Genomic DNA, 16,651 nt, shown 5'->3' on the forward strand with positions numbered 1-16,651 from the left:
TTTAGATGAAAGCTTAACGGGTCTTAATCACCAAACGGTTACTTTGTTTCACTTCCTCCATTACAACATAAGTACGGGTGTCGTTAACGCCAGGAAGACGTAACAAAGTTTCGCCAAGCAATTTACGATATGCAGACATATCTGGGACTCGTGTTTTCAGCAGGTAGTCAAAATCACCAGAAACTAAATGACATTCTTGAATTTCTTCTAGTTTCTGAACAGCAGTATTGAATTGTTCAAATACATCTGCTGCACCGCGGTTCAGTGTAATTTCAACAAATACCAGCAATGATGCGTCCAAATAATGAGGATTCAGTAAAGCTGTATAGCCAGAAATAAATCCCTGACGCTCTAAACGACGCACACGTTCCAAACAAGGCGTTGGTGACAAGCCAACTCTTTTGGATAACTCTACATTAGAAATACGGCCATCTTTTTGCAACTCGTTAAGGATATTGCGATCTATACGATCAAGATCTTTTCCTGGACGCTTCTTATTATCTATCATCTTATTGCTCTCTCTTTATATTCCTACACCTAAAACATTTTCCTTATCTCTTTCAATCGGTTGAGCTGGAAAAGATGTCTTCAAAGGTTAAAGCTTAATCTGTAATCAAGGTTTGAGGACTACTACAATTCCTAGAAACAATCTCCCAAAATACAATTTCCTAGACTACAATTTTCCAGAATTCGATTAATTATTCCCTTTTACTTTCCAAGTTGCTGCTATGTTAGCTGTGCTTACTCACCCCAATCACTCAGTTACTCACATGTCAGCCACTCATATTTGTTTCTATGCGCTTGAAGTTTTGTTCCCTTGCCGCCGCACTGCAACTTGAATCCATTAGGGATACAATACGATTTACCAGAATATTGCCTCTCAGAAACATTATTTCCCAGAACACTATCTCTCAAGATACTAGCACCTAAAACACTAGGTTTTTCAGAAACAGCTTAACGGCAATTTTTATATTCTATGAGAAAATCCCCACACTAATTTTGCCTCTTTTATAAAAACAATTGATTAGCGAGGTAGATAATTATCTCTTGCATAGATGTTTTCGCAAATGCACAGCCGATTGTCAAAGTAAATGAACAAAAATCAGAACAACCTACCAAACAAATTTTCGGTAAACCGTTTCGATAGATTGTTTTATGTCTCATATGTATAAATGATGTTCAATTCAGAAAGTTAAACTATCGTCTCTTACAATACGATTACATCATAGTTGCTATCTATCGGTAATATCGTTAATAACATGAATATTTTATCTGATAATTGCTTTTTTTAACTCATTATTTCTCCTACAATCCCTAAATCTGCAATATGCGATAATGAAAATGAGGTATTCATGAGCACAGCTAAACACAGTAAACTTATCATTCTTGGCTCAGGTCCTGCTGGTTATACCGCTGCTGTGTATGCAGCCCGCGCTAATCTAAATCCCGTCCTCATTACTGGGGTTGAAAAAGGTGGCCAATTGACCACCACGACTGAGGTTGAGAACTGGCCCGGTGATCCTGAAGGACTGACTGGCCCAGATTTGATGGAACGCATGTTTCAGCACGCCGAAAAATTTCAAACAGAAATCATTTTTGACCATATTCAGAAAGTTGATTTCTCAAACAGACCGTTCCGTTTATTTGGCGATGACGATCAGGAATATACCTGTGATGCTTTAATCATCGCGACAGGTGCTTCAGCCCGTTATCTCGGATTACCTTCCGAGGAGGCTTTTAAAGGTCGTGGTGTATCTGCCTGTGCAACATGTGATGGGTTTTTCTATCGTAAACAAAAAGTTGCTGTAATCGGTGGGGGTAATACTGCCGTTGAAGAAGCGCTGTATTTGGCAAACATTGCCTCTGAAGTACATCTGATTCACCGTCGTGATACTTTCCGTTCAGAAAAAATCTTGATTGACCGTATGATGGAAAAAGTAAAGAACGGCAATATCATTCTGCATACTGATCATACGTTGGATGAAGTTCTCGGTGATGATATGGGTGTGACTGGTATCCGCATTCGCAATACGAAAAGTGACAATACCGAAGAACTGGATGTTACCGGCGTTTTCATCGCCATCGGCCATAGCCCAAACACGGGCATCTTTGATGGCCAACTGGAACTGGAAAACGGCTATATCAAAGTCCAATCCGGCTTACATGGTAATGCCACCCAGACTTCTATTCCAGGTATCTTTGCCGCTGGAGATGTTATGGATCATGTGTATCGCCAAGCTATTACCTCAGCCGGTACAGGCTGTATGGCAGCTCTGGATGCAGAACGTTTTCTGGACGGGTTGGCAACCCAATAATCTATCTTTCCCCTAAAGCGCTATTCCGATAGCGCTTTTTAACAGGTAACATACAGCTTGTTTTGATATTCCGTATCATCACCCGCTAAACAGAAATTTTTCTTATGGACAAAACAAGACAATCTGAACTTGTTCGATGGCTGAAACAGCAAACTGCACCTGCCCGTCGTTGGCTTCGTTTATCAATGCTACTTGGCTTAATCAGTGGATTGCTGATTATTTCTCAGGCCTGGTTCTTGGCGACAATCCTCCAAGCTCTGATTATTGACAATGTTCCTCGTGAAAATCTTATCAACCAATTTCTAATATTGGCAGCGACTTTTACATTACGGGCTGTTATCAATGCCGTTCGAGAACGTGTTGGATTTATTTGTGGCAAAGTTATACGTCAACAAATTCGCAATATGGTACTGGATAAACTCGAACAACTAGGCCCTGTGTGGGTTAAGGGGAAACCCGCTGGAAGTTGGGCGACCATTATCCTAGAGCAGATAGAAGACATGCAGGATTTCTATTCTCGCTATTTGCCTCAAGTTGCGCTTGCTACAATTATCCCTATCTTAATCCTGGTTACTGTATTTCCAATTAATTGGGCCGCAGGATTGATTTTATTTGTAACCGCACCATTGATTCCGCTGTTTATGGCATTGGTAGGATTAGGTGCCGCAGATGCTAATCGGCGCAATTTTGTAGCTCTCAGCCGTTTAAGTGGTAATTTCCTCGATCGTTTACGAGGTCTGGAAACTTTGCGCCTGTTCCATCGAGGAGAAGCGGAAGTTGAACAAATCACCGAGTCAACAGAAAGTTTTCGCCGCAGAACGATGGAAGTTCTGCGCATGGCATTTTTATCTTCAGCCGTTTTAGAATTTTTTGCCGCAATTTCCATTGCCGTTGTTGCTGTTTATTTTGGCTTTTCCTATTTAGGAGAGTTGCACTTTGGTAGCTATGGTGTAGGTGTTACGTTGTTTGCCGGTTTCCTCGCGTTAATCCTTGCACCTGAGTTTTTTCAACCACTGCGCGATTTAGGTACATTTTATCACGCCAAAGCTCAAGCCGTCGGAGCGGCAGAATCGCTCTTCACTTTACTCAGTAGCAATGGAGAACAAGCCACAAGTAGTGGTGAGAAAACACTATCCGATAACGAACCCGTTACCATTGAGGCCTGCGAACTGGAAATTATGTCCCACGATGGACATCGTCTTGCTGGTCCTTTGAATTTTACCATTGATAGGCGCCAGCGGATTGCTCTGGTTGGAAAAAGCGGTGCGGGCAAAAGTTCGTTAATCAACGTATTGCTGGGATTCTTACCTTATAATGGTTCCGTAAAAATCAATGGTATTGAGTTACGTGAACTCAGTCTCACCAAATGGCGTGAACACTTAAGTTGGGTTGGGCAAAACCCACACCTGCCAGAACAAACTCTGCTCGATAATATTCGCCTTGGTCAATATGACGCAACGCAAGAACAAATCAGTAATGTAATGAAACGAGCTTATGTCAATGAATTTATTAACGACCTTCCAGATGGAATCAATACGGTAATAGGTGACAACGCTGCCCGTCTGTCTGTCGGACAAGCCCAACGGGTTGCAGTAGCGCGAGCGTTGTTAAATCCTTGCCAATTATTGCTCTTAGATGAACCCGCCGCTAGTCTTGATGCCCATAGCGAACAGCGTGTGATGATGGCGTTAAATCAAGCCTCGCATCAACAAACCACATTATTGGTCACTCACTTACTAGAAGAGACATTATCATATGACCAGATTTGGGTAATGGAAAATGGTTTGCTTATCGAACAAGGTGATTATCAAACTTTAAGCCAGTCTCAAGGTGTATTTTCTCGTCTGCTATCTCACCGTAGTGTGGAGCTTTAATCATGCGTGTATTACTCCCATTTCTCGCGCTCTACCGCCGCCATTGGTTTCTCATCAGTTTAGGTATGCTATTGGCGATTGTGACGCTACTCGCCAGTATTGGGTTGCTAACACTCTCTGGTTGGTTCCTTGCTGGCACAGCCCTGGCTGGGTTCGCAGGGTTATATACGTTTAACTACATGCTGCCTGCCGCCGGTGTTCGCGGCGCGGCCATTTTTCGTACTGCTGGTCGCTATGGTGAGCGGCTTGTCAGCCATGATGCAACATTTCGGGTATTAGCACATTTACGTGTTTTTGCGTTTCAAAAAATACTTCCTCTTTCTCCTGGTGGCATTGTTCGTTTTCGTCAAGGTGAGTTGTTAAATAGACTTGTTGCGGATGTCGAAACACTGGATCACTTGTATCTGCGGGTTATTTCCCCTGTCCTCGCGGCATTCGTCGTCATTCTCGTTCTGACATTTGGCCTAGGATTCCTTGATATCACTCTCGCCTATACTATTGGTGGTATTATGTTAGGGCTACTGCTGATATTACCTTGCGTGTTTTACCACGCAGGAAAACCTTATGGCAGAAACATTACCCAACAACGCGGCCAGTATCGTACATTACTTACCAGCGCCTTACAGGGGCAAGCTGAATTAAGCGTGTTTGGTGCACTTAGACGCTTCCGTCAATCCATGACTGAGGTGGAAAACGATTGGTTAAGAAGCCAGCAGAAACAAGCCAATTTGACCGGGCTATCACAAGCCATCATGATTTTTTCCACCGGCATAACAGTGACGCTGATACTATGGCTAGCAGCGGCAGGTGTGGGTGAAAATAGTCAGGCTGGTGCATTAATCGCGCTGTTTACATTCTGCACTCTTGCTGCATTTGAAGCACTTGGACCAGTCACCGTAGCATTTCAGCACATGGGGCAAGTCATTGCATCTGCAACGCGTGTTTCTCAGTTGATGTACCAAAAACCAGAAGTCGCCTTCCCTTCTCATGGGCCACAAGCAAATGGCAATCTCAGTCTTGAAATAAAAAATGTTGATTTCACCTACCCTGGCCAGCCACAGCCAGTATTGAAAAATATCTCTCTGTCCCTGACATCAGGTGAACATATTGCTTTACTGGGAAAAACAGGATGTGGTAAATCAACGCTTTTGCAATTATTGACGCGTGCCTGGGATGTCAATAGCGGCGAAATCCAACTCAATCAGCACCCCATCTCCCACTATGATGAGTCAACATTGCGTTCAATGATGTCTATCGTTCCCCAGCGGATACATGTCTTTAGCCATACTTTGCGTGAAAATCTCTTATTGGCAAAATCAGATGCTAGTGACGATGAATTAACAACCGTACTGAAACAAGTAGGTTTAGGATACTTGCTAGACACTGATAAAAAGCTAAACTGTTGGATGGGTGAGGGTGGGCGTCAGCTTTCTGGTGGAGAGCAACGTCGCTTAGGTATTGCCAGGGCATTATTGCATAATGCCCCTTTAATGCTACTGGATGAACCAACCGAAGGACTTGATGCAGATACAGAACAGCAAATTCTGTCGCTGTTACACAGTAGTTGTCAGCATAAAACTTTAATTGTCGTTACCCATCGCCTCACAGGTTTACAACACATGGATCGAATCTGCGTTATGGATGGAGGGCACATTATCGAGCAAGGTAAGCATAATGCGCTACTAGCTCAACAAGGGCGTTACTATCAATTTTACCAGCGACAACAATTTCATCAGCTACAGAGCTATCCTGAGCAAAGGTGATTTAACTTATGTCGATAGCTCAACTGGGTAATTCCTATGAATTCCCCCATCCCACCAATGCGCTAGTTGAACCCAACGGTTTATTGGCATTTGGAGGAGATCTAAGTGCAGAACGTTTACGAGTAGCGTATCATGAGGGGATTTTTCCGTGGTATTCGCCTGATGAACCGCCTTTATGGTGGTCTCCCGATCCTAGGGCCGTGCTGATTCCAGGAGAATTGCATATTGGCCGAACACTACGTCGATTTATTCGCAAAAAACATACTTACCAGATTACGGTAAATCATGCTTTCGATGAAGTGATATATAATTGCGCCCAACGACTAGAAGGCACTTGGATTGGACCAGATGTTCAAAAAGGTTATCAAACCTTACATAAAGAAGGTCTGGCTCATTCAATAGAAGTTTGGCATGACCATCAACTGGTGGGTGGTTTATACGGCGTTTGTGTCGGTACACTATTTTGTGGTGAATCGATGTTTAGCAAAATGGAGAATGCTTCCAAATGTGCATTTGTCGCATTCTATCACCATTTTTTGTGTCATGGTGGTCAACTATTTGATTGTCAGGTATTAAACCACCATACAGAATCATTGGGGGCTAAAAATATTCCGAGAGAAAAATTTCTCCAGCACCTTTACCAATTAAGAAAGCAGTCATTGCAATCAGGCTGCTGGTCTGTACAAAAGCTGGATTTATAATCATCTCTCAGAAATAAATGCTGTTCATGGTGGGAATGTCATTAGCTATCATATTATCGTATGTAAAATGATGGCTTAAAATACGACATTCCTTTACATAATGATGGTTTTTCGGCATTATCTTGCCGGTTAAAAACTATGGTTGTTACATTTAGAGGATTAGATGGCCAAAGAAGACACGAATTTTGAAATGCAAGGTACTGTTTTAGAAACACTGCCAAACACTGTGTTTCGCGTTGAATTAGACAACGGACACATTGTCACTGCTCATATCTCAGGAAAAATGCGTAAAAACTATATCCGCATCCTGACAGGAGACAAGGTTACAGTTGAGCTAACTACATATGATCCGGAAAAAGGACGCATCACTTTCCGTAGCCGCTGATTAAGATACCTTAGCACCACAGGTGATAGTATTTTCGGAATTCACCTGTGGTGTGGCATTAGCTTTTTACTTTCTTACCTGCCATTACCAGTTTCTATCTCTGATACCGTTTATATTTATAACACGGCATCTTCTGATCTCTTTTTGTTTGACTTTTGTGCGCCCTTAAAATCGTATAACAATACCTGTTTAGTTTTATCAAGTTTAATCTTGACTGAGCCTCCATGCACCAAAGAACCAAACAACAATTCATTCGCCAGTGGTTTTTTGAGGTTGTCTTGGATTATACGAGCCATGGGACGTGCCCCCATCGACCTATCATAACCTTTGTCACATAACCATTGGCGGGCATCTGCACTGACTTCCAGGGAAACACCTTTTTCATCCAGTTGGGCTTGTAACTCGACGATAAATTTATCAACAACTTGCTGAATAACTTCCGAAGAGAGCGCATCAAACCAAATAATGCTATCAAGACGATTGCGGAATTCAGGTGTAAAAATTCGTTTTATCTCTTCCATACCATCCGTGCTGTTATCCTGCTCAGTGAATCCAATGGATTTACGGTGTGTTTCACGCACCCCTGCATTGGTTGTCATTACCAAAATAACATTTCGGAAATCCGCTTTGCGGCCATTATTGTCAGTCAATGTTCCATTATCCATAACCTGTAACAACAGGTTAAAGACATCAGGATGGGCTTTTTCAATCTCATCCAATAACAGTACAGAATGAGGATGTTTGATGATTGCATCGGTCAATAATCCTCCCTGATCATACCCAACATAACCCGGAGGAGCTCCGATTAAACGACTGACAGTATGACGCTCCATATATTCTGACATATCAAATCGCAACAATTTAATATTCAACACGTTAGCAAGTTGAACTGTGACTTCTGTTTTCCCCACCCCCGTCGGTCCTGCAAACAAAAAAGATCCTACTGGCTTATGATCCTGTCCTAACCCCGCACGGCTCATCCTGATGGCCTCTGTCAAGGCAGCAATTGCCTTATCTTGACCAAAAACCAACATTTTCAAACGCTCATCCAGTGTTTTTAGTACATCCTTATCACTAGCTGACACCGTTTTTTCTGGAATACGGGCTATACGAGCAACAACGGATTCAATATCGGCAACATTGATTGTCTTTTTACGGCGGCTAACTGGCACTAATCTGGTCCTTGCTCCAGCCTCATCAATGACATCAATGGCTTTATCCGGTAAATGACGATCAGTAATGTACTTCACAGATAACTCAACTGCCGCCCGAATGGCTTTCGCTGTATAACGAACATCATGGTGTGCTTCATATTTAGTACGCAGCCCATTGATAATTTGTACCGTTTCTTCAGCAGAAGGTTCAAGAATGTCAATTTTCTGAAACCGACGAGTCAAAGCCCGATCTTTTTCAAAAATGTTGCTGAATTCGTGGTAAGTCGTGGAGCCAATTACCCGTATACGCCCACTAGACAACAGCGGTTTAATGAGATTAGCTGCGTCCACTTGCCCACCCGATGCGGCACCGGCTCCAATAATAGTATGAATTTCGTCAATAAAGAGAATACTTTTGCTGTCCTGCTCTAATGTCTTTAACAAAGACTTGAAGCGCTTCTCAAAATCACCGCGATATTTTGTCCCTGCCAACAATGAACCAATATCAAGAGAATAAATGGTACAATCTTGCATCACTTCGGGAACATTTTTTTGTACAATACACCATGCAAGCCCCTCAGCAATGGCTGTCTTACCAACACCCGATTCTCCAACAAACAAAGGGTTATTTTTGCGGCGACGGCAAAGTACCTGAATCGTTCTCTCCAATTCATTCTGACGACCGACAAGCGGATCAATTAACCCTTTCTGTGCCAATTGATTCAAGTTAGTCGTGAAACTTTCCAATCGATCTTCACTAATTACCTGCTCTTCTGGAACCGGATTGATACTGTGATGGGCATCATTATCTGACTCGTCTTTGCGTGTTCCATGAGAAATAAAATTTACAATATCTAAACGGCTAACGTCATGCTTACGCAATAAATAAGCAGCCTGAGACTCTTGCTCACTAAAAATCGCAACTAAAACGTTAGCCCCTGAGACTTCCGAACGCCCCGAAGATTGAACATGAAATACCGCACGTTGCAAAACACGCTGAAAACTTAATGTAGGTTGTGTATCCCTGTCATCATTTTCAGATAATAGGGGGGTGGTTTGTGCAATAAAACTTTCTAACTCTTGGCGTAACATTGCCAAATCGACTTTACAAGCCTCCAGTGCTTCCCGTGCTGATGTATTACTTAACAACGCCAGCAACAGGTGCTCTACGGTCATAAATTCATGTCTGTTATCCTTTGCTTTGGCAAAAGCAATATTGAGACTAAGTTCCAGTTCTTGATTGAGCATAAGCACCTCCTCCTAAGTTTCAGTAAGCCAGATCAGACTTTTTCCAGCGTGCAAAGTAACGGATGCTCGTGCTCCTTAGCATACATGTTCACTTGCGCAGCTTTAGTTTCTGCGACCTCTGCCGTATAAATTCCGCAAATTGCTTTCCCTTTGTAATGGACATCCAGCATTAGTTGCGTTGCTCGTTCAACATCATAAGAAAAGAACTTTCGCAATACGTCAACCACAAACTCCATAGGGGTATAATCGTCATTATTCAGAATAACCTTATACATTGATGGTGGTTGTAGCTTTTGTTTTGCATCATCCTCAATAAATTCTTCAACTTTCAAATTGTTATAAAACTCAGTCATTATTCTTCCGCTGGGTATTAACTGTCCGCTGGATTCTAGTATGAACTAATTCATTCTACTGTTATATATTTTATCACTTCATAAAGCACTCTGCTTACCTCCCTCCTGGATTAGCGGAGCTAAATTTTACCTAAGAATCGGATATCGTTATCTATATCAAACTTTAGCCATTTGAGACAACCTGACGTTGTTTATATGCTTGACGACGTAATGAATTTCACTACAGTATATTTTATGAACACCGCTTTCTGTCTGGGCGTTTGTTCATATTTTAAAATTTTGAGTGACTCCTAAACCCGAAATCGTGATATGAGGGATAGAGAAGTATGGAAACAGGTACTGTTAAATGGTTCAATAATGCAAAGGGCTTTGGATTTATTTGCCCAACCAGCGGAGGTGAAGATATATTCGCTCACTATTCAACCATTCAGATGGATGGTTATAGGACGCTGAAAGCTGGACAAAAAGTGAACTTTAGCGTTCATCAAGGCCCCAAAGGTAACCACGCCAGCCTCATTGTACCTCTGGAAGATGGTTCAAAATCCAAAAAATAGTAGTCCGTTAAATTCGTAATTTTCACGCCACAAGTAGACAATAATCTTATTTGTGGCGTGCTCTGTTTTACTCCCTTGCCAGAGCCTCTATGGGATCGAGATGAGCTGCATTTCTCGCGGGCAGGAAACCAAATATTATCCCTATTGCCGTTGAGCAGCCAAATGCAATGATAAATGCAATGATGTTATAAACGAAATCCCAGCTTGGTAACATCAATTGCGCTATAAAAGAAAGGCTGCATGACAGAATAATTCCCAGTACCCCCCCTATTAGACAAACCAAAACAGCTTCAATAAGGAATTGCTGCATAATATCACTGGTTCTGGCCCCTACTGCCATACGAATACCAATCTCCCTTGTACGCTCGGTAACTGACACCAGCATGATATTCATGACACCAATTCCCCCGACAATTAAGGATATTACCGCAACTAACGTTAAAAATATTTGCATCGTCCGTGTTGTTCTATTCATTATTTTAATAGTCTTATTTACGTTATAAGTGTGAAAATCTTTTTTACCGTGACGGAATATCAGCAATTGATTAAGTTTTGCTTCTGCTTCATTGGATTTATAGCCATCTTTCAACCTGACAACGATAGAATTTAAGTAGCTTTGATTTATCAAACGGCTATTCATCGTACTGTAAGGCACCCAAATTTGTAATGCATCACTACTATAAAGACTTTGCCCATTAGCAATGACACCAATCACCGTCAAGGGCAAATTTGTTAACAGTAACTCCTTGCCTATCACATTATCCTGGTAAGGAAAGAACTTCTTACGTGTATTATCATCAATGATAACCACTTGAGACTGACGCTCAATCATGTCTGAAGTAAAAGGAATGCCTTGAGAAAACTTCATGGCATATACTTGAAAAAAATGACTTCCTACCCCCAATATTTGCGCTTTAGCATCTATATTGCCTTGACGCAAACTCCCGCTATTCACAAATTCGGGAGAAGCCGCCTGAACATAAGGCTGAGATTTTATTGCCAGAATATCAGCGAGTTTCAGTGCTTGCATATCCAAAGCGCCATCACTGCCAAAATCTTTTCCTGGATAAATTGATATAGAGTTAGTGGCAATAGATTTAATATGTGATAACACCATTGATTTTGCCGCATTACCAATCACGATGATCGTTACGACAGAAGCAATGCCTATTATAATTCCAAGCATTGTCAGTAGAGTACGTAGCTTATTCACATTCATGGCGCGCCATGCCATTAATAAAGCTTCATTAAAACGTCCCCATATTTGTCGCACTGAAGAGGTTTTTGCATCTATCGGGGAGAGATGAGGCAATGTTTGATGTTCAAAAGAATGCACCTCACTTATGATACGCCCATCTTTAATTTCAATCACCCTTTGAGCCTGTGCAGCAATATTAGGATCATGTGTAACAATAACGACCGTATGCCCTTGTTGGCAGAGCTTCTTCAAAATATCCATCATTTCCTGGCCGGAAGTACTATCCAAAGCGCCTGTCGGCTCATCAGCAAGAATGACCTGACCACCATTCATAAGTGCCCTGGCAATACTAACCCGTTGTTGCTGCCCACCTGAAAGCTGACTTGGTCGATAATCAATCCGATTTTCCAATCCAAGGCTTTTTAACAATTCAATTGCTCGCTCACGACGTTGTATTTTTGAAACACCGGAATAAATAGCTGGAATTTCAACATTTTGTTCGGCGGTTAAATGAGTCAATAAATGGTAACGCTGAAAGATGAACCCAAAATATTCTCTGCGTAATTCTGCCAACTGATCACTATCCAAGTCAGCAATATTTCTTCCTGCAACCCAATATTCCCCACTACTAGGTTTATCTAAGCAGCCAAATATATTCATTAAAGTAGACTTACCTGAACCAGAGGTGCCAACGATAGCCACCATTTCTCCAGCTTGTATAGACAATGAAATGTCTTCCAGAACAGTGACTTGTCCTTCTCCGGCAGGATAACTACGACTAACGCCTTTTAGTTCCAGTAATGTGCCCATTATTATTCCTCTACACTACTATCACTGAGATTGGTGATCACACGTTCGTTTTCTTTCAGTCCAGAGAGCACCTGGACATTAGTGTTATCAAAGGCTCCTATCGTGATTTTACGTTTTTCTGCTTTGCCATTATGCAAAACACTCACTTCATATTGCGTAGAAGGTACATACTGAGTTGAGGATGTATATTGGTGAGTAGAGACTTCCAAAGCTGAAATTGGGATCATCAAGACATTATGCAGAGTTTGAAGCTCTATTTTTATTTGTGCAGTCATCTGCAAACGCAAAATATGTTCGGGATTAGGTACTTCAAAGCGGGCATAGTAGAAAATAGCGTTATTCACAGCTTGCGGTGTTGGTAGAATGTCTTTCAAAACACTGTGAAATTGCCTTCCTGGTGCTCCTAAGATAGTAAATGAGACTTTCTGACCTGGTTCTAAATTAATAACATCAGCCTCCGATACTTCTGCATTAACAATCATAGTATCGAGATTTGCGAGTGTCAGGATGGTCGGCGCTTGCTGTGCAGCAATCACGGTTTGCCCCTGGAATGTTTTAATATCTGTCACTATGCCCTCTATTGGGGCAGTAATTCTGGTATATTGTAAATTTGTTTTTGCCGTATCAAGTTTGGCTTTATTTTGCTTAATTTGCGCTGCCAAGTCGTCAATTCTGGCAGCCTTAGACTGCATATCTGTTATGTTGGAATCCAATTCTTGATGGGACGTTAAACGTAATTTAAACAAATGTCTCAGGCGATTTACTTTAAGCTGTGCAAGTTTTAATTCAGCCTGCGCCCCACGAAGATTAGCCTCCAGTGATTTTGCTGTTTCCTGAATTTCCTCTACCGCATTTTTCGCAGTCTGTGGATCAATCAAAGCCAATAATTGGCCTTGCTTGACCTTATCCCCTAATTTCACATAGAGCTCTTTCAACTGACCACTAACTTGAGCCCCTACGTCAACTTTACTGACCGCATCCAATTTACCCACTACCAAAACATTTCTTCCAAAATCTCCCTTTATCACTGCACTCGTCTGATATGTGATAGGCTTCGACGGATAGAAAAAATAAGACCATACAGAGGCGATAGCTATGAGAATAAGCCCAGCCCCAATCCAGCGATACTTGGTAGAAAGAAGTTTCATCAACAAATACCCACTATTAAAATATGCTATCTAATTACTTCACTTGCACTTTACTGTATAAGACATAAACAAATCCTATCAATGGGATATTTCTAATAAGAAAACTTTCAGATATTTATTCTCTAAAAAAATCAATGTAGGCAGACAAAATCAAGTTCAATTAACGACCTCTCTCGCCAGCCAAACAACCCTAGAAAATATTCCTTTTGAAGGTGATGGGAGAATTAAAATGCGTTGATTTTCAGTATACTTCCCTTTATCCTACTTGTTATTTTAATGTAAAATTTTTGTTTCCGTATATTTATTAGCCTTTGTGACTAGTTTTTCTTATTAAGATTAGATAAAAGACGTTTTTTTATTGGATAAGGATGTGGATCATGTATTCAGGATTATTAATTATTCTCCTACCTTTGACTCTGGGCTACCTTATTCATCTGAATCATAAATCGATGCTAGTCCTCGTGCACCAGTTACTCAATGTCATGGTCTATATCATTCTCATTTTGATGGGTATCACCCTTGCTATGCTGGAAAACGTGGGCAGTCATTTACTTTCCATCTTGTTGTATGCAATAACATTCTTCCTGTGCACCTTTATAATTAATATGCTAGCGCTTTTCCTCTTGGATAAACGAGATCCGTGGATTATTAATGCACATAAACAAGAAAAACCCCCTTCCCGATTACATATAGCTCTGGATTCCATCAAATTATGTGGCGCATTAGTATTGGGATTTATTATTGGACTAACAGGCTGGTCAGGGTTTCATCTTGCTAGCCGAGCCAGCGAAATTGCCCTGATTTTTTTACTATTTCTAGTTGGCATTCAACTGCGCAATAACGGTATGAGCCTAAAGCAAACCCTGCTGAATCGCCGTGGTATGATTATTGCCATAGTGGTTGCCATAAGTTCTTTGCTAGGTGGCGTACTGGCTGCATTTTTGTTGGAATTACCGATTAAAACGGGTCTTGCTATCGCATCAGGATACGGTTGGTATTCCCTTTCCGGCATTTTAATTTCCGATGCTTATGGGCCTGTGCTTGGGAGTACTGCATTTTTCAATGACTTAGCTCGTGAATTGGCATCCATTATGCTTATTCCCATGCTAATAAATCGCTACCGTTCAACCGCATTGGGTTTAACCGGAGCGGCTTCAATTGATTTTACCTTACCGATCTTACAACGCTGTGGTGGTATCAGTATTGTACCAGCAGCCATCGTTCATGGTTTTATATTGAGTTTATTGACCCCTTTATTCATTGCATTGTTTACTCAGTAAATTGTTTATGCAATAAAGCCTATCCTGGTTTAATGCATAAACTGAATAAAAAAATTTTCAATATAAAAATTAATCTACCCAACGAATATAAAGCGTAAAAAAGATCTAAAAAACACTGAAAAATTGATTAGTTAACTTACCAATTTGATTAAAATAACAATTTTATGCAGACATCATTGCATAGTTATGCTTATGAGATTAATATCATACCAATCAATTAACTATTCATATTTTTCGCATGAGCATTCAATTAAAAAACATAAATTGTTTCTATGGCTCACACCAGGCTCTATTTGACATCAGTTTTGAATGTACATCGGGAGAAACTGTGGTGTTGCTAGGGCCCAGTGGGGCTGGAAAGAGTTCTTTGCTACGTGTTTTGAATTTACTGGAGCAACCTCGTTCCGGGCTACTCAATGTGGCAACACACCAATTTGATTTCAAACAGCAACCTAACCACAAAGAAATTCTCGCATTGCGGCAAAAAGTTGGCATGGTCTTCCAACAATACAATCTGTGGCCACACTTAACTGTGATGGATAATTTGATTGAAGCGCCTTGCCGAGTATTGAAGCAATCCAAACAACAAGCACGGGAAAAAGCGACAAAACTCCTTTCCCGACTTCGTTTAGACGAATTTACCAACCGTTTTCCACTGCACCTTTCCGGCGGGCAACAACAACGAGTTGCCATTGCACGTGCATTAATGATGGAGCCTCAAGTTTTATTGTTTGATGAACCTACTGCTGCACTCGATCCCGAAATCACCTCTCAAGTCATTGGCATTATCAAAGAGCTGGCAGAAACCGGTATCACTCAGGTTATAGTGACTCATGAAGTGGAATTTGCTCGCAAAACAGCAAGTCAAGTTGTATACATGGAACAAGGACGCATTATCGAAAAAGGTGACGCTACTCATTTTATGCGTCCTCAAACAAAAGCCTTTGCTCACTATTTGTCACACTAAAATACCATATTGGATCTGTTAACCTGGTAGATTTCAAGCTACTACATTTCCGTAAGATAGCATTTTCAAAGATGAAGTAGATATATCGATAATCTATTACAAAACAAACATCAAAGCAGTTATCAACCATAAAATTCATCAACAACAGGATATTGCTATGAAAAAAATATTGTTTGCAGCTTTATTGAGTGCAGTGACCTTATCAGCAACCGCAACAGAGAAAGCAACTCTCCGTTTTGCGACGGAAGCAACTTACCCTCCATTTGAATTTATTGATGCAAACAATAAGATTCAAGGATTCGATGTCGATTTAGCAAATGCCATATGTATAAAGCTCAACGCAGAATGTACATTTACCAACCAAGCTTTCGATAGCCTTATTCCCAGCTTAAAATTCCGCCGTGTTGATGTTTTGATGGCGGGTATCGACATCACACCAGACCGCCAAAAACAAGTTGATTTCACCCAAACATATTATGATAACTCTGCCATTTTCGTTGCCATTAAAGGAAAATTTGCTCAGGTTGCCGATCTCAAAGGTAAACAAATAGGTACCCAGAATGGCACTACACACCAGAAATATTTGATGGAGCAACATAAGGAGCTAAAAACCGTACCTTATGACAGCTACCAAAATGCGATCCTTGATTTAAAAAATGGCCGTATTGATGCGTTGTTCGGTGATACTGCCGTCGTCAATGAATGGCTAAAAAAGAATCAAGAACTCAGCACGGTTGGCGAAAAGGTGACAGACAAAAATTACTTTGGTGTCGGTTTAGGTATTGCAGTCCGCAAAGGTAATACTGAGTTGCTAGATAAGCTGAACAGAGCATTAACAGAAGTTAAACAAGACGGTACTTACGATACCATCTACAAAAAATGGTTTAAACAATAAACTCAA

General features: G+C 41.1%; 14 protein-coding genes. 9 read left to right on the forward strand and 5 right to left on the reverse strand.

Annotated elements, in window-relative coordinates:
* Window positions 1–13: 13 nt before the first annotated feature.
* Window positions 14–508, reverse strand: coding sequence for a leucine-responsive transcriptional regulator Lrp (gene lrp / locus WDV74_RS10635; RefSeq protein ID WP_004256338.1), 495 nt, complete (start codon window positions 506–508; stop codon window positions 14–16).
* Window positions 509–1,352: 844 nt separating this feature from the next.
* On the opposite strand from lrp, the gene trxB reads away from it, so the two are divergent.
* From trxB to infA, 5 genes are all read left to right on the forward strand, one after another.
* Entirely contained in the window at window positions 1,353–2,315 is a 963-nt protein-coding gene (gene trxB / locus WDV74_RS10640) for a thioredoxin-disulfide reductase (RefSeq protein WP_338882740.1), read from the forward strand.
* A gap of 104 nt (window positions 2,316–2,419) precedes the next feature.
* A complete protein-coding gene (gene cydD, locus WDV74_RS10645) occupies window positions 2,420–4,189 on the forward strand; it encodes a cysteine/glutathione ABC transporter permease/ATP-binding protein CydD (protein ID WP_338882741.1) in 1,770 nt (589 codons plus the stop codon).
* Window positions 4,190–4,191: 2 nt separating this feature from the next.
* Window positions 4,192–5,952 carry a cysteine/glutathione ABC transporter ATP-binding protein/permease CydC gene (cydC, locus tag WDV74_RS10650; RefSeq protein ID WP_338882743.1) on the forward strand — a complete coding sequence of 587 codons (1,761 nt, stop codon included), beginning with the start codon at window positions 4,192–4,194 and terminating at the stop codon, window positions 5,950–5,952.
* A gap of 8 nt (window positions 5,953–5,960) precedes the next feature.
* Window positions 5,961–6,653 (forward strand): leucyl/phenylalanyl-tRNA--protein transferase, encoded by a 693-nt coding sequence (aat, locus tag WDV74_RS10655; protein ID WP_338882745.1) that lies wholly within the window; start codon window positions 5,961–5,963, stop codon window positions 6,651–6,653.
* 163 nt (window positions 6,654–6,816) lie between these two features.
* Window positions 6,817–7,038 (forward strand): translation initiation factor IF-1, encoded by a 222-nt coding sequence (gene infA, locus WDV74_RS10660; protein WP_047767507.1) that lies wholly within the window; start codon window positions 6,817–6,819, stop codon window positions 7,036–7,038.
* A 116-nt stretch (window positions 7,039–7,154) separates the two neighbouring features.
* Here the strand turns inward: infA and clpA are convergent, their stop codons facing one another.
* Both clpA and clpS read right to left on the reverse strand, forming a co-directional pair.
* Entirely contained in the window at window positions 7,155–9,440 is a 2,286-nt protein-coding gene (gene clpA, locus WDV74_RS10665) for an ATP-dependent Clp protease ATP-binding subunit ClpA (RefSeq protein WP_338882747.1), read from the reverse strand.
* Between the two features lie 32 nt (window positions 9,441–9,472).
* Window positions 9,473–9,793, reverse strand: coding sequence for an ATP-dependent Clp protease adapter ClpS (gene clpS, locus WDV74_RS10670; RefSeq protein ID WP_074018307.1), 321 nt, complete (start codon window positions 9,791–9,793; stop codon window positions 9,473–9,475).
* 326 nt (window positions 9,794–10,119) lie between these two features.
* On the opposite strand from clpS, the gene cspD reads away from it, so the two are divergent.
* A complete protein-coding gene (gene cspD / locus WDV74_RS10675) occupies window positions 10,120–10,347 on the forward strand; it encodes a cold shock-like protein CspD (RefSeq protein ID WP_338882750.1) in 228 nt (75 codons plus the stop codon).
* 67 nt (window positions 10,348–10,414) lie between these two features.
* Here the strand turns inward: cspD and macB are convergent, their stop codons facing one another.
* Window positions 10,415–12,355 (reverse strand): macrolide ABC transporter ATP-binding protein/permease MacB, encoded by a 1,941-nt coding sequence (gene macB / locus WDV74_RS10680; RefSeq protein ID WP_338882751.1) that lies wholly within the window; start codon window positions 12,353–12,355, stop codon window positions 10,415–10,417.
* Between the two features lie 2 nt (window positions 12,356–12,357).
* A complete protein-coding gene (macA, locus tag WDV74_RS10685) occupies window positions 12,358–13,503 on the reverse strand; it encodes a macrolide transporter subunit MacA (RefSeq protein ID WP_338882753.1) in 1,146 nt (381 codons plus the stop codon).
* Between the two features lie 377 nt (window positions 13,504–13,880).
* Between macA and WDV74_RS10690 the strand changes: the two genes are divergently transcribed.
* The 3 genes from WDV74_RS10690 to artJ all read left to right on the forward strand — a co-directional run bounded on the left by WDV74_RS10690 (window position 13,881) and on the right by artJ (window position 16,645).
* Complete coding sequence (locus tag WDV74_RS10690) at window positions 13,881–14,783, forward strand: lysine exporter LysO family protein (protein WP_338882754.1); 903 nt, start codon at window positions 13,881–13,883, stop codon at window positions 14,781–14,783.
* 238 nt (window positions 14,784–15,021) lie between these two features.
* Window positions 15,022–15,750, forward strand: coding sequence for an arginine ABC transporter ATP-binding protein ArtP (artP, locus tag WDV74_RS10695; protein ID WP_338882756.1), 729 nt, complete (start codon window positions 15,022–15,024; stop codon window positions 15,748–15,750).
* A gap of 157 nt (window positions 15,751–15,907) precedes the next feature.
* Window positions 15,908–16,645, forward strand: a complete 738-nt coding sequence (artJ, locus tag WDV74_RS10700; protein WP_338882758.1) for an arginine ABC transporter substrate-binding protein — start codon at window positions 15,908–15,910, stop codon at window positions 16,643–16,645.
* Window positions 16,646–16,651 lie beyond the last annotated feature (6 nt).

This window comes from Xenorhabdus sp. TH1, assembly GCF_037260955.1.
Classification (GTDB): Bacteria; Pseudomonadota; Gammaproteobacteria; order Enterobacterales; family Enterobacteriaceae; genus Xenorhabdus; species Xenorhabdus griffiniae.